This window comes from Vreelandella sp. DA03-1M (genome assembly GCF_055725665.1).
The window spans coordinates 2,188,187-2,201,999 of the sequence record NZ_CM146798.1 but is presented as its reverse complement, the minus strand read 5'-3'; the positions used below and the strand labels follow the sequence as shown (position 1 = coordinate 2,201,999).

Below are 13,813 nucleotides of genomic sequence, written 5' to 3'. Positions count from 1 at the left end.
CACCCAGGCAATCGACGTTTTAAGTCCCGCAATCCACATGGCTACCACAATGCCTGAGCAACCATCGCCTTCGGCCTATCATCTGCTGCTTCAGCTGGAGCAGCAGTTTGACACTTTAATTAACACGATTGAGACCGCTGTTTCGCTTTTTGAACGCCAACAACCGGCATCGTGGGTCTTTCATCAAGCCACTCCCGCTCGCCACTGGCTACGCGAAGCGCTTTTCGATATGTGGCATGAACAAGATCAGGATGGTCGCGAAACGCGCAACTACATTGCCATTGTGGCTGCTAATGATGAATTACTGGCAGCGGTAGACACCGTGAACCAAGCTAAAAAAAGTTTTGCTGAGCTGCTACAGCATATTAAACAGGCTTTTCCACAAACCTTGAGCGACGCCAAAAGCCGCCTGCCGCAACGCCATCCCTACGTTGATGAAGCGTTACGGCGCAATGGGCTTGCCCGTCTGCATCTTAAGCAGAGCTGGCGTCAACTGCCCATCGCACAAGCCCCCGTTTCACGGGTTCGCTTTGCGTGGTATAGCAGTGGTCGCTCCATAAAGCGGCTGAGCGTTCAAGAGGCTGAGCAAAAGCTTTTAAAGCTTGATACCGATGCAGCGCATATCCGTATTCAACTACGCAAACTAGCCGGAATCCCAAGCGGCGAAGTGCTCGCCCAGGTGCAAACGCAGGCTCCCCTTATGCGGGCAAATCTATTTTTTACCGAGCCACTCGATGATGGCCATACAAGGCGGGCGCTGAATGCCGCCATGCCTATCTTCGTGCCAGACAATGACCAGCGACTGCCACACATAAACCTGCCCGCTTTACAGCCCCCCACCACCCGCACACGGGCACGGCGGCGCGATGAAAAGCTTGAGCCAGATGTATTTCTGCCGAGTTTGCGCGTTTACCGCTACCGTTAGCAATACCACACGTAGGATATAGTAGAGGTGCTAACTACCTGGCACTTGATCCCTACCTGGCACTTGATCCTGCTGCCATAACCCATAGCCAAGTAGTGTTTCGACCAGTTCGGCCAGATCGCCATGGTCAATACCATACTCATTCAGCAAAGCTTCAAAGCGCTGTTTGAACACACGCTCCTGCTCTTGTTGTTGTTCCTTCTGCTTGGCTTCTACATCATCTTGCTCCAATGCCGCAAGCGACCTTACCGGCGGCCCCGTCGGTATATCAAAATCGCTTTCAGGATCGTCTAACTGACGTAACGCCTGCGCAAAGGCATCGTCTAGTTCACGAAATTTACGCAGCTTCTCACGCTCATCTACCGGCTTTTGAACCTTTTGATATTTCATCGATGTTTCATTTACACCTTGCTTGAAATGGTCGACATGGCTACATACGTAGCGTTTTTTGCAAAAACTGTGCACAAACGCATAAAGATAACGAGCAAACTTGCCTCTTCCACCCTGTTGCCAGCATAAAGGCAACATCATTAGGCACACGAGGGTGACAAACATTTTATCAAATACGCCACAGTCAGCGATAACTCAAAAATTGATGCTTAGCATCAACATAGCGACAAGTAGCCTGAACAGAGATTCAACTCTTATCTAAACGCTGAACATTTGCTCTTCAGCTAGGTTACCAACACTAACGCACAGGGAGAGTGCACTACAGGCGAGATAAGCACGACCTGTCCGATTCACGCATGAGAGGCCAGATAATGTTCAATGCGATGACATGAGCTAAGATCTGGCTGCAGGACACACTTGATAAGCCGCTTGGTATTGAAGACCTGATTAACCATATTGGTTATTCGTCTTCCCAAGTACGGCGCCAATTTCGCCAAAGCTTTCAAATTACGCCGAGCGCCTACCGCGAAAAAAGACGGTTAGAACGGGCGGCTGTATTGTTAGCCCTTACGCCTCTCAATATAGCGCAAATTGCGATATGTTGTGGGTATCATAATCATTCATCCTTTTCACGCGCATTTCAGCGTCGCTATCAGCTCAGGCCGCGCAATTTTCGGAACCACTAAAAAGCGCGTTGTCATATTCAATGCCTAATTCAGGCCTCAAGACGAACATCCAAAAAGCCAGTGACCGCCAAATGATCCGAATGCGCCTCTATCAAGCTCCCGAGCGTATTAAAGGGCTAAGGGATGCCAAGCTATCATAACGAGCAGCTAGCCTGCTTACCGGCGCGATTAAGCCTATCGACAACCACCATTTCACTGCCTGCTATACTATCGGCCAAAGTGGATGCACTTAATAATGAATATTATCATTCTTACCGCACAGACGTAGGTTTTTACCTTGAACAAACAGATAACGCTCAAGACATTGCCTTACCGGTGCCTTATCGGCGGGTCGATATTCCAACCCATTACTATTCAAGTACGCGCTTTGGTGATTTAGCTGATCTTCATGATGCATTGGCGCAGACCATCACGCACGTGCTTTACAGTCAGGATAGCTTTCACGTAAGCGGCCAACCGCCTCAGGTCTTATGGAAAGCACATTATTTAGAGCTTCGGCTCCCGCTTATAGGCCAGCAGGAAGGATAACGTCTTTGAGGCACCGCTGAGCAGAGATCATAAAAAAACCGGCACTCCTGTAAAGAAATGCCGGTTATTAACTTGCTTAATCTTCCATGCGAACCAGCCAGGATTCGACGGCTTCATCACCGTACTCATCCTTCCAGCTACGCAGACCTTTATGATTGCCGCCGCGCGTTTCGATGACTTCCCCAGTTTTAGGGTTTTTATAAATTTTAAGACGACGCTTACGGCGCGCATTGCCACTAGCCGTCGTTTTAACACTACGCTGGTCAGAAGCGGGATCTAATAAAGCAATGACGTCACTGGGACGCTTGCCGAACTCAGTCATAAGCGCTTCAAGTTTGGCCTTGAATTCCAACTCGCTTTTAAGGCGCTGATCGCCTTCTAAGCGCTGTAGGTCTTCTTGAAGCTGCTTCAGCTGCTGTTCTTTTTGGATATATTCGTTAAGTAATGACATCGAGGTTCCTTTAGTATCGTATCCAACTGAACGGGGTCCAACTGAAAGGGGTTCAACTGGTTTAGGTGCTAACTTGACAACCTTGGCACCTACTAGTTCAGAATGCTGGGACATTATTGCTGCAAAAAGACTAACTGACAACAGTCTAGTTGATTTTTACTCAATTACTAATCGTTTTTTAAAAACACAACTGCTATTTAAAGTGTTTTATAACCCTAATAGCGCATCATTGCTATGTGAATCTATGTGTCATCTATTAGAAGCGTTCAACACTTACAAACAAAAGCGCCGCCCATAAGGGCGGCGCTTTTATCAACCAATAACTAATCGATAATTAGTCTTGGCCCATCTGCTGCTTGATCAGGTCGCCGATTGTAGTCGGGCCACCCGCAGTTTCCGGCTCTTGCTCACGAATCTTCTTCAGATTCTGACGCGTATCGTCCTGGTCTTTCGCTTTAACCGACAGATTAATCTGGCGGCTCTTGCGATCAACACTCACAATACGCGCTTCAACGCTGTCGCCTTCATTCAGCACATTGCGCGCATCTTCTACGCGGTCAGCACTGATCTCAGAGGCTTTCAGCACAGCAATAACGTCAGTCGCCAATTCAACTTGAGCTTCTTTAGCATCAACTTCAATGACGCGACCCGTTACGATGCTGCCCTTATCGTTGACTGACAGGTACTCAGCAACGGGGTCAGAATCCATCTGCTTGATGCCCAGCGAGATGCGCTCACGCTCAGGATCAATAGACAGGATAACGGCTTCAGCTTCGTCGCCTTTCTTAAAGCTGCGTACGGCCTCTTCGCCAGTATCAGTCCAAGAAATATCAGACAGGTGAACCAGACCGTCAATACCGCCTTCCAGGCCGATAAAGATGCCGAAGTCAGTAATTGACTTGATGGTACCGGAAACACGATCGCCCTTGTTGTAGTCAGTATTGAAGGTTTCCCAAGGGTTAGCAGTGCACTGCTTAATACCCAGAGAAATACGACGACGCTCTTCGTCGATATCCAATACCATAACGTCAACATCATCGCCCACTTGAACGACTTTGGACGGATGGATGTTTTTGTTAGTCCAGTCCATTTCAGAGACGTGCACCAGACCTTCAACACCCTCTTCCAGCTCGGCAAAGCAACCGTAGTCAGTCAGGTTAGTGACGACTGCGTGCACTTTCATGCCTTCTGGGTAACGCTCTTTAATGTTGACCCACGGATCTTCGCCCAACTGCTTCAGACCCAGTGAAACGCGATTGCGCTCACGGTCAAACTTCAGAACCTTGACGTTGATCTCGTCGCCAACGGCAACGATTTCGGACGGATGCTTGATACGCTTCCACGCCATGTCTGTAATGTGCAGCAGGCCGTCAACACCACCCAGGTCTACGAAAGCGCCGTAGTCTGTCAGGTTCTTAACGATACCCTTAATCTGCTGGCCTTCTTGCAGAGTAGCCAGCAACGCTTCGCGCTCGGCACTGTTCTCTGCTTCCAGAACCGCACGACGTGATACCACAACGTTGTTGCGCTTCGGATCGAGCTTGATGACTTTGAAGTCCAGCTCTTTATTTTCCAGGTGCGCAGTGTCGCGAACCGGACGAACGTCAACCAACGAGCCAGGCAAGAAGGCACGGATAGAGTCAACTTCAACTGTGAAGCCGCCTTTAACCTTACCGTTAATAACGCCCTTGATGATTTCGTCTTTCTCGAAGGCTGCTTCCAGAATCTTCCAAGCTTCTGCACGCTTGGCTTTTTCACGAGACAGACGCGTTTCACCGAAGCCATCTTCAACGGCTTCCAGTGCAACGTGCACGTCGTCACCGATAGCGATGTTCAGGTTACCGTGTTCATCGCGGAATTGTGACGCCGGAATCTGACCTTCAGATTTTAGGCCAGCGTTGACAGTAACCCAGTCACCGTCAATGTCGACAACCTGAGCCGCGACAATTGCGCCTGGCTCCATGTTGATGTCGTTAAGAGACTGTTCAAACAGCTCAGCAAAGCTTTCGCTCATGGTGTTCCTACGTAATTACGTTGTTGAGGCATAAATGCCTTCTCCGCACCACCAGCAAGTGCGGGCCTAATGTCACTCAGCCTTTGGAGGTGTTAACGCTGGTTAGACCTGACCGGGCTCACCGATGTGAGTTTAGTGCCCTGCCACGTCGTGACACCTATCCAAAAACGCCGCAAGGGAGAATCACACGCCGCTTACCAGCCCTCTTTGGGCGAGCAGTTCGGTCAGTCGATCAACCACTTCCGGTATGCTCAGGCGCGTGGTATCAAGCGTAATGGCATCATCTGCCGGCTTGAGAGGAGCCACACTACGCTGCGTGTCGCGTGCATCGCGTGCCTGAATCTCCTTTAAAAGACTCGAAAGACTAGCATTCACCCCGGCTTCCTGCAACTGCAGATGACGTCGACGCGCCCGTTCATCGGCGCTTGCCGTCAAAAAAATCTTTAGCGGGGCATCGGGAAAGACCACTGTGCCCATATCACGCCCATCCGCGACCAACCCTGGCGTTTGGCAAAAATCGCGCTGGCGCTGCAGCAGTGCTTGGCGTACGGCAGGTAGCGCCGCTACTTGTGAGGCACGCTCGCCAGCCTGTTCGGTACGAATCACCTGGCCAACGTCTTCTCCTTCTAGCAACGTGCGCGGCTGGCCACCTTCAACCGGAAAGGCTACATCTAACTGCTCCGCTAAGCGGGCAAGCCCAACCTCATCGTCAACGGCTACGTTATGCTTAACCGCCGCTTGAGCCGTCAGCCGATAAAGTGCGCCACTATCCAGTAAATGCCAGCCCAGGCGTTCCGCCACTAAGCCACTAATGGTGCCTTTACCCGCCCCGCCTGGGCCATCAATGGTGAGAACGGGAACAGCTGAAGCGCGATCACTCATGCGCACCCTCCACGCTAACGCGCATGCCGATGCGCGTGGCTAGTTCAACGAAATCTGGGAAAGAGGTCGCCACATTAGCGCAGTCTTCAATCTCAATTTCTGCACTCGCACGCAGTGATGAAATCGCGAACGCCATGGCAATACGGTGATCGCCCAGGCTATCGATACGCCCGCCGCCGTAGCTCGCTTTTTGCGCATCGCCATTGCCGGCAATATCTATACCGTCGTTAAGCAGGGTGTGTTTAATACCCAAAATAGCCATGCCATCCGCCATTGCCTGGAGGCGATCAGATTCTTTGACGCGCAGCTCTTCGGCGCCCCTTAGGCGAGTCACGCCATCGGCGTTGGCGGCGGCAATAAATAGTGCGGGGAATTCATCAATCGCTAACGGGACTTGATCAACGGGAATATCGATGCCTTTCAGCGGTGCGTAGCGGATACGAATATCGGCTACCGACTCGCCGCCTACTTCGCGCTCGTTCTCAAGCGTTAAATCGGCCCCCATCAAATTCAGAATATTGATGACGCCTATCCGGGTAGGGTTAATTCCCACGTGCTCTAACGTGATATCAGCATCTGGCGTAATCGCCGCCGCAACCAAGAAGAAGGTTGCGGAAGAGATATCAGAAGGCACATCAATCGGTCCCGCTGTTAGCTTACCGCCGCCCTGCAGCCAGCAGGTATCGCCTTCTCGGGAAACCGCATAACCAAAGCCATTGAGCATGCGCTCGGTATGATCACGGGTCGGCGCAGGTTCGCGCACCCGCGTTTCGCCCTCCGCGTACAGCCCCGCCAACAGCAGGCAGGATTTCACCTGGGCACTGGCCATGGGCATATCGTAATAAATGCCTTTAAGCTTGGCGCCACCGCTGATTTTAAGCGGTGGGCGACCACCCTCAGCCGTATCAATAGTGGCTCCCATTAAGCGTAGCGGGTCAGCCACGCGCCCCATGGGGCGCTTGGTCAGCGACTCATCGCCGGTTAGCTCGCTATCAAACGCCTGACCCGCGAGCAGGCCGGAAAACAGCCGCATGGCGGTGCCCGAGTTGCCTACATAGAGCGGCCCTGCGGGGGCTTTTAAACCGTGCATGCCAACGCCATGGATGGTGACTTTACCTTGATGTGGCCCTTCGATCGCCACACCCATTTCACGAAACGCCTGCAGGGTCGCCAGACTGTCTTCGCCTTCCAGAAAGCCTTTTACTTCAGTAACACCCTCTGCCAGCGCGCCCAGCATAATGGAGCGATGCGACATGGATTTATCGCCCGGTACGCGCAAGCGCCCCTGGGCTTGACCGCCCGGCTGCACACGGTAGGTGACCTTACCTTGTGGTTGCATATGATATTCCGCCTGATAACTGGTTTTATTCAATAAGGAGTCGAAATAGTGCCGGGCATGGCTGGCCCGATCAAAGGTGGCAATCAGCGCATCGCTGTCACCGGCTTCTACCGCCTGACGCAAGCGCAAAAGCCCCGCTTCAAAATCATCCAACGATGCCAATACCGCCTGCTTATTAGCGATAAAAATATCTCGCCACATGACCGGATCGCTACCCGCGATACGGGTAAAATCACGAAAACCACCGGCCGCATAACGGAAAATCTCTAAGCGCTCATCTTGGCGTGCCAACGTATCCACTAATGAAAACGCCAGCAGATGGGGTAAATGGCTCGTACGCGCCAGCACTTGATCATGGCGCTCTACGTCCATTTCCAGCACATCGGCACCGCAGGCTTCCCACAAGCAACGCACTCGCATCAAAGCGTCGGCATCTACGTTGGGCTCGGGGGTAAGTATCACCTTATGATCCACATAAAGGCGTGGATTCGCCGCCGCCACACCACTTTTCTCTGAACCGGCAATAGGGTGTCCCAGCACCATATTGGTAGGCACTTGACCAAATACTCGTTGGACGCAGGCGCGGATAGCGGCCTTGGTGCTACCAACATCGGTAATAACCACACTCGGTGACGCAGATGCCAGGACACCCGCCAAATGGGTCATTACACTTTCCATTGCCAGCACCGGCACCGCCAGCACCACCATGGTAGCGCCACTCACCTGCGCCGCAAGATGGGTACCGCCTGAGTCGATCAGCCCCATCTCTATACCGCGGGCGATTTCATTTTTATCAGGATCACAGGCAACAATCTGCCCCTTAAATCCTGAAGCGCGCAGGGCTGCCGCAAGCGAACCACCAATCAATCCCAGACCAACAATTAATAAGCGCGACTCATGACAAGATGATGTTGTTACGCTGCTTCCATCCATTAATGTCACAGTACCCCTATCGGGTAGGAACCCAGCACACGCAAGTCCGCTGCTCGCAGCTGCACCTCTTCAAGCGCTGCCGCGACCTTGGGCTCATCACGATGGCCTTTAAAGTCGATAAAAAAGACATAGTTCCAAACGCCAGTGCGCGAAGGGCGCGTTTCGAGACGGGTTAAATCGATCTGATGACGATGAAACGGCTCAAGCAGAGCGTGGAGCGTCCCCGGCTGATTGCGCATGGCGACGACAATGGAGGTTTTGTCTTCGCCTGCCATGGGCACATCCTGGTTACCAATAATCAAAAACCGCGTCGAGTTATCGGGCCGATCTTCAATCTTTTCAGCAATGTGAGTAAGTCCGTATAGCTTCGCTGCCATATCCCCCGCAATGGCCGCGCTATGCCACTCGGTTTTGACTAACTTAGCCGCTTCCGCATTAGAGGAAACCGGCACGCGCTCCGCATGGGGATAGTGAGCATCGAGCCATTTCCGGCATTGCCCGAAGGATTGCGGGTGGGAATAGATACGCGACACTTTATCGCGGCGGGTCGTCTCACTGACCAACAGATGATGATGAATACGCAGCACCACCTCGCCACAAATTTTAATGGAGGAGTCCATAAAGGTATCAAGAGTGTGATTGACTACCCCTTCGGTGGAGTTTTCCACCGGCACCACGCCGTAATGCACAGCGCCCGCCTCAACTTCACGAAACACTTCATCAATCGCCGCCATGGGCAAACTAACCGCACTTTCACCAAAGTGCTTGAGCGCCGCCTGCTGAGTGAAAGTGCCCTCAGGGCCCAAATAGGCCACTTTAACCGGCTGCTCTAATGCCAAACACGCCGACATGATTTCGCGAAACAGCCGCGCCATCTCTTCTGAATCAAGTGGGCCTTTATTCAAGGCCATGATGCGCCGCAGCACCTGCACTTCTCGCTCAGGGCGGTAGAACACCGCATCTTTATCTTCGGCCAGCTTCACATGCGCCACCTGCTGGGCACAACTGGCGCGCTCACTGATCAGATTCAGAATATCGCTATCGAGCTGATCGATTCGCTGGCGCAGCTCATCCAGATTGATCGACGTGTCGGACATGGTGTTTAGCCCCTTGTTTGTTCGAAATCGGCCATAAATGCGATCAGCGCATCTACCGCAGACTCAGGCACTGCGTTATATAGGCTAGCCCGCATACCGCCGACGCTGCGGTGGCCTTTTAAATTGAGCAGCCCCGCCGCATCGGCTTGTTGTAAAAACGCTTTATCCAGCGCCGCATCGGCCAAGACAAACGGTACGTTCATACGCGAGCGATTGTGCTTAGCAATCGGGTTGCTATAAAAGTCGCTGGCATCAATCGCCGCATAAAGCTTATCGGCTTTGCGCTGATTAATGACGTCCATCGCTGCTAGTCCACCAATGTCGTCTTTTAGCCACTGAAAGACCAAGCCCGCCAAATACCAAGCGTAGGTCGGCGGCGTATTCACCATCGAACCCGCTTCGGCCAGCATTTTGTAATCAAACAGCGAAGGAATGTTGGCCTGGGCTTTGCCTAACAAGTCGTCACGAACAACGGCTAACGTTAAACCAGCGGGGCCGATATTTTTCTGCGCGCCCGCGTAGATCACGCCGAAATCGCTAACATCGATCGGCCCAGAAAGGATATTTGACGACATATCGCAGACCAACGGTACGCTAGCGCCATCGGCACGCTGCACATTGGGCGTATAGTCAAACTCCAAGCCACCAATTGTTTCGTTCGACGTGTAGTGTAAATAGGCCGCGTCATCGCTAACGCTAATGGTATCCAGCGCAGGCACCGCCATGTGGCCATTAGCTTCGCTACTTGCGGCAACATGACAAGCGAACCCAAGGCGCTTTGCTTCGCTGAGCGCTTTTTTGCCCCAGATACCGGTCTGAATGAAGTTGCCGCTACCGCCCTGTCCCAGCAGGTTCATCGGCAGCATGGCAAATTGCATACTCGCGCCGCCCTGCAAAAACAGCACTTTATAGTTATCTGGCACGCCTAGAAGCTCGCGAAAATCAGCTTCTGCACGCTCAGCAATAGCAACAAACTCGTCGCTGCGGTGGCTCATTTCCATGACGGAAAGGCCGCGCCCATGGTAGTCCAGTAACTCTTCCTGGGCGCGTTCCAGTACGGCTACTGGCAGGGCCGCTGGCCCTGCGCAGAAATTATAATGACGTGTCATCAGTCCCCGGTTCCTGTGCGTCATCGGATGATTCGCTCGTCTGAACGTCTTCAGGTCGCTCTTCAAGGCTAGCTTCGGCACCCTCTTCGGCACCTTCCTCAAGAGCGGTCAGATCGACTTCGGCGGGCTCATCAACACGAACGGTTTTGACTAATTTTTCTTCTTTACCCAGACGAATCAACATCACGCCCTGGGTATTACGCGAGGTGGTTGAAACCTCTTCAACACGCGTACGCACCAGCGTGCCACGGTCAGTGATCAGCATCATTTCATCGCTGTCATAAACCTGCATCGCCGCGACTAGCGAACCGTTACGCTCGCTGGTTTGCATGGCGATAACACCCTGACCACCACGGCCACGCAGCGGGAACTCTTCCAGGCGCGTGCGTTTACCGTAACCGTTCTCACTGGCGGTCATAATGTAGATCTGACCATCGGCGGTTTCGGTCACGACGCTCTCTTGCGTTCCATTCTGAGTTTCTTCTTCGGCATCCGCTTCGGCGTCGATTTGCTGGCTCTTGGGAATAATCAAGCTGATGACTTCCGCATCGCCGGCCAAGCGCATACCACGCACGCCCCGAGCAGTACGACCCATGGCGCGGGCTTTACCCTCTTCAAAGCGAATGGCCTTGCCGTTAGACGACAGCAGCATGGCATGATCATTACCGGTGGTAATGGCAGCGCCCACTAAGCGGTCGCCCTCTTCAAGGTCAATGGCGATAAGACCTACGCTACGCGGGCGCGAGAACTGCTCAAGGCTGGTACGTTTGACGGTACCTTTGGCCGTGGCAAAGAAGATGTAATTATCAGGATTGTAGTCGCGCACCGGCAAGATCGCGTTAACCGCTTCGCCCTCTTCCAGCGGCAGCATATTGACCAGCGGCTTGCCACGCGAGCCACGGCTGGCGTTGGGCATTTCATACACTTTCAGCCAGTACACTTTGCCGCGATTGGAGAACAGCAGCACGGTATCGTGAGTAGACGCCACCAGAAGGTGCTCAATCACATCTTCGTCTTTCATGGCGGTGGCAGACTTACCGCGACCACCACGACGCTGGGCTTGGTAATCCGACAGCGGCTGCGTCTTGGCGTAACCAGAGCGCGACACGGTCACGACCATGTCTTCTTCGGCGATCAAGTCTTCAATCGAAAGATCCAGGTGGCTGGCCTGAATTTCAGTACGACGGTCATCGCCAAACTGATCACGCACGGCGTGCAGCTCTTCCCGGATCACTTCCATCAACCGATCAGGCGATGCCAGAATCTCAGTAAGCTCAGCAATTTTCTCAAGAATCGTCAGGTATTCATCGAGCAGCTTCTCGGTCTCAAGGCCCGTCAAACGGTGCAGACGTAACTCAAGAATCGCCTGCGCCTGGGCAGGTGATAGCCGATAGGAGGTGGCCGCGGTATTTAATCCAAAGCCCTCTTCCAGCTCCTCTGGCTTGCAAGAAGTAGCCCCGGCCCGTTCCAACATGGCGGTCACCTGACCAGGCTGCCAAGTTTGAGCGAGGAGCTTTTCACGCGCTTCTGCCGCGTTGGGTGAAGCTTTGATAAGCTCGATCACTTCGTCGATATTCGAGATAGCAACGGCCAAGCCTTCCAACAAATGACCACGCTCACGGGCTTTTTTCAGCTCATACAGCGTTCGCCGGGTAACCACTTCTCGCCGGTGGCGAATAAAGGCTTCCAGCATTTCTTTGAGGTTGAGCGTGCGTGGCTGACCATTTTCCAGCGCCACCATGTTAATCCCGAACACGTTTTGCAGCTGCGTTTGGGCAAACAGGTTATTGACCACTACTTCGCCGGACTCGCCGCGCTTGATTTCAATCACCACGCGCAGGCCATCTTTATCCGACTCATCGCGCAGCTCAGCGATGCCTTCGATCTTCTTCTCTTTCACCAGCTCGGCAATCTTTTCAATTAACCGCGCTTTGTTCACCTGATACGGCAGCTCACTAATAATAATGTGATCGCGACCGGTTTTATCATGATGTTCGATGGTGTGGCAGGCGCGCACATAAATACGCCCACGGCCGGTACGATAGGCCGACAAGATACCCGCGCGACCATTGATAATCGCCCCGGTGGGGAAATCAGGCCCGGGGATGTACTCCATCAGGTCATCCACGGTCAGCGTGTAGTCGTCGATTAAGGCTAAGCAACCATCAATCACTTCACGCATATTGTGCGGTGGAATATTGGTTGCCATACCTACCGCAATGCCCGAGGAGCCATTGATCAGCAAATTGGGCGTTTTGGTAGGCAATACCGCAGGAATACGCTCGGTACCGTCGTAGTTATCGACCCAGTCGACGGTATCTTTTTCCAGGTCAGCGAGCAGTTCGTGGGCAAGGCGCGACATACGCACCTCGGTATAACGCATGGCGGCCGCGTTATCCCCATCAATTGAACCGAAGTTGCCCTGGCCGTCGACCAGCACATGACGCATCGAAAAGTGCTGCGCCATACGTACGATGGTGTCGTATACCGCGCTATCACCGTGCGGATGGTATTTACCGATGACATCGCCGACGACACGCGCCGACTTCTTGTACGGTTTATTCCAGTCATTACCCAGTTCATGCATGGCAAACAGCACACGCCGGTGAACCGGTTTAAGGCCATCCCGCACATCTGGAAGCGCGCGGCCGATAATGACGCTCATCGCATAGTCGAGATACGACTGTTTAAGCTCGTCTTCAATATTGACGGGCAAGATTTCTCTGGCGATGTCACCCATGAAAGTCAGATCCTTTGCACTGCATTGGCACTGCGAGAGTTGAAAGCGCTTAAAAACACCGCCCCTAAAAACTCAATGGAGCGGCGCGCAAATACTTCGCCATCATACCACTGCAAAAGCAGCAAGGGCAGCCAGGGAGCTCACCAAAGCCGTTTAGGGGGTAAATGCCTCTTTCTCCAAGATTAACGCCGTTAACGCTTCACGCACCTCGCCCTCAATGGCAGCGGCTTTATTAGCCCGCATATCCAGCAGCACGAAGGTCAAATCTGCCTGGGCAATGACGGTACCGTCTTTGCGCACGATGCGGTGATGACAGAGGCCGCTACGCCCACCGACGTCGACGATACCCGTCATGATTTCTAAATCATCGCCGTGACACGCCGCGGCCAAATAATCAATATTCAAGTTAACCACCACAAACGCCCGACCAGCCTGATGGAGCTCCTTGATCATCGCTGGATGTTGATCGAAGTAATCCCAACGGCCCTCTTCCATAAACTCCAGGTAGCGAGCGTTATTCACATGCCCATAGCCATCCAAGTGATAGCCACGAACGCGTAATTGAACCCGTGACAACGATGTACTCATAACCCCTCCTACTGATCAGTTAAACAATGCAATTAATTGGTAGATCGTATTTAGTTGGCAAACCCTCAATCAAACACAAGTTTGAAACACGTGCAACAGAGACGATTAATGGCATCCACTGGTAGGAATGC

12 protein-coding genes are annotated in these 13,813 nt (G+C 52.8%); 3 read left to right on the top strand and 9 right to left on the bottom strand.

What is annotated here, in order from left to right:
- Window positions 1–49: 49 nt before the first annotated feature.
- On the top strand, window positions 50–925 hold the full coding sequence (locus ACXUPB_RS10200) for a DNA replication terminus site-binding protein (protein ID WP_472956498.1): 876 nt from the start codon (window positions 50–52) through the stop codon (window positions 923–925).
- Window positions 926–955: 30 nt separating this feature from the next.
- Here the strand turns inward: ACXUPB_RS10200 and ACXUPB_RS10195 are convergent, their stop codons facing one another.
- Window positions 956–1,315: a hypothetical protein gene (locus ACXUPB_RS10195; RefSeq protein WP_179915214.1), complete on the bottom strand. Its 360-nt coding sequence runs from the start codon at window positions 1,313–1,315 to the stop codon at window positions 956–958.
- Between the two features lie 398 nt (window positions 1,316–1,713).
- Here ACXUPB_RS10195 and ACXUPB_RS10190 point away from each other — a divergent pair, with 398 nt between their 5' ends.
- Window positions 1,714–2,001, top strand: coding sequence for a helix-turn-helix transcriptional regulator (locus ACXUPB_RS10190; protein WP_472956729.1), 288 nt, complete (start codon window positions 1,714–1,716; stop codon window positions 1,999–2,001).
- 123 nt (window positions 2,002–2,124) lie between these two features.
- On the top strand, window positions 2,125–2,529 hold the full coding sequence (locus ACXUPB_RS10185) for a hypothetical protein (RefSeq protein WP_472956495.1): 405 nt from the start codon (window positions 2,125–2,127) through the stop codon (window positions 2,527–2,529).
- Between the two features lie 76 nt (window positions 2,530–2,605).
- On the opposite strand, the gene ACXUPB_RS10180 is transcribed toward ACXUPB_RS10185, so the two are convergent.
- The 8 genes from ACXUPB_RS10180 to ACXUPB_RS10145 all read right to left on the bottom strand — a co-directional run bounded on the left by ACXUPB_RS10180 (window position 2,606) and on the right by ACXUPB_RS10145 (window position 13,682).
- Window positions 2,606–2,980, bottom strand: coding sequence for a histone-like nucleoid-structuring protein, MvaT/MvaU family (locus tag ACXUPB_RS10180; RefSeq protein WP_008957328.1), 375 nt, complete (start codon window positions 2,978–2,980; stop codon window positions 2,606–2,608).
- Between the two features lie 334 nt (window positions 2,981–3,314).
- Window positions 3,315–4,994 (bottom strand): 30S ribosomal protein S1, encoded by a 1,680-nt coding sequence (gene rpsA / locus ACXUPB_RS10175; protein ID WP_280106683.1) that lies wholly within the window; start codon window positions 4,992–4,994, stop codon window positions 3,315–3,317.
- Window positions 4,995–5,177: 183 nt separating this feature from the next.
- Entirely contained in the window at window positions 5,178–5,876 is a 699-nt protein-coding gene (gene cmk, locus ACXUPB_RS10170; RefSeq protein ID WP_472956493.1) for a (d)CMP kinase, read from the bottom strand.
- Complete coding sequence (locus tag ACXUPB_RS10165; RefSeq protein ID WP_472956491.1) at window positions 5,869–8,148, bottom strand: bifunctional prephenate dehydrogenase/3-phosphoshikimate 1-carboxyvinyltransferase; 2,280 nt, start codon at window positions 8,146–8,148, stop codon at window positions 5,869–5,871. Before ACXUPB_RS10165 ends, cmk begins: the two co-directional genes overlap by 8 nt.
- Before the next feature lie 5 nt (window positions 8,149–8,153).
- Window positions 8,154–9,245, bottom strand: coding sequence for a prephenate dehydratase (pheA, locus tag ACXUPB_RS10160; RefSeq protein WP_035558560.1), 1,092 nt, complete (start codon window positions 9,243–9,245; stop codon window positions 8,154–8,156).
- Between the two features lie 5 nt (window positions 9,246–9,250).
- Window positions 9,251–10,354, bottom strand: coding sequence for a 3-phosphoserine/phosphohydroxythreonine transaminase (serC, locus tag ACXUPB_RS10155; protein WP_035558563.1), 1,104 nt, complete (start codon window positions 10,352–10,354; stop codon window positions 9,251–9,253).
- The gene (gene gyrA / locus ACXUPB_RS10150; RefSeq protein ID WP_472956488.1) at window positions 10,338–13,094 is read right to left on the bottom strand and encodes a DNA gyrase subunit A; all 2,757 of its coding nucleotides are present in this window, start codon (window positions 13,092–13,094) and stop codon (window positions 10,338–10,340) included. The genes serC and gyrA overlap by 17 nt, the downstream gene beginning before the upstream one ends.
- 153 nt (window positions 13,095–13,247) lie before the next feature.
- Complete coding sequence (locus tag ACXUPB_RS10145) at window positions 13,248–13,682, bottom strand: acyl-CoA thioesterase (protein ID WP_472956486.1); 435 nt, start codon at window positions 13,680–13,682, stop codon at window positions 13,248–13,250.
- Window positions 13,683–13,813: the final 131 nt, after the last annotated feature.

Bases quoted from the DNA above. Each gene is read 5' to 3' on its own strand.
- serC (WP_035558563.1), bottom strand. From the start codon at position 10,354: ATGACACGTCATTATAATTTCTGCGCAGGGCCAGCGGCCCTGCCAGTA.
- ACXUPB_RS10180 (WP_008957328.1), bottom strand. From the start codon at position 2,980: ATGTCATTACTTAACGAATATATCCAAAAAGAACAGCAGCTGAAGCAG.
- ACXUPB_RS10165 (WP_472956491.1), bottom strand. From the start codon at position 8,148: ATGGATGGAAGCAGCGTAACAACATCATCTTGTCATGAGTCGCGCTTA.
- ACXUPB_RS10185 (WP_472956495.1), top strand. From the start codon at position 2,125: ATGCCAAGCTATCATAACGAGCAGCTAGCCTGCTTACCGGCGCGATTA.
- pheA (WP_035558560.1), bottom strand. From the start codon at position 9,245: ATGTCCGACACGTCGATCAATCTGGATGAGCTGCGCCAGCGAATCGAT.
- ACXUPB_RS10145 (WP_472956486.1), bottom strand. From the start codon at position 13,682: ATGAGTACATCGTTGTCACGGGTTCAATTACGCGTTCGTGGCTATCAC.
- ACXUPB_RS10200 (WP_472956498.1), top strand. From the start codon at position 50: ATGCCTGAGCAACCATCGCCTTCGGCCTATCATCTGCTGCTTCAGCTG.
- gyrA (WP_472956488.1), bottom strand. From the start codon at position 13,094: ATGGGTGACATCGCCAGAGAAATCTTGCCCGTCAATATTGAAGACGAG.
- ACXUPB_RS10195 (WP_179915214.1), bottom strand. From the start codon at position 1,315: ATGAAATATCAAAAGGTTCAAAAGCCGGTAGATGAGCGTGAGAAGCTG.
- cmk (WP_472956493.1), bottom strand. From the start codon at position 5,876: ATGAGTGATCGCGCTTCAGCTGTTCCCGTTCTCACCATTGATGGCCCA.
- rpsA (WP_280106683.1), bottom strand. From the start codon at position 4,994: ATGAGCGAAAGCTTTGCTGAGCTGTTTGAACAGTCTCTTAACGACATC.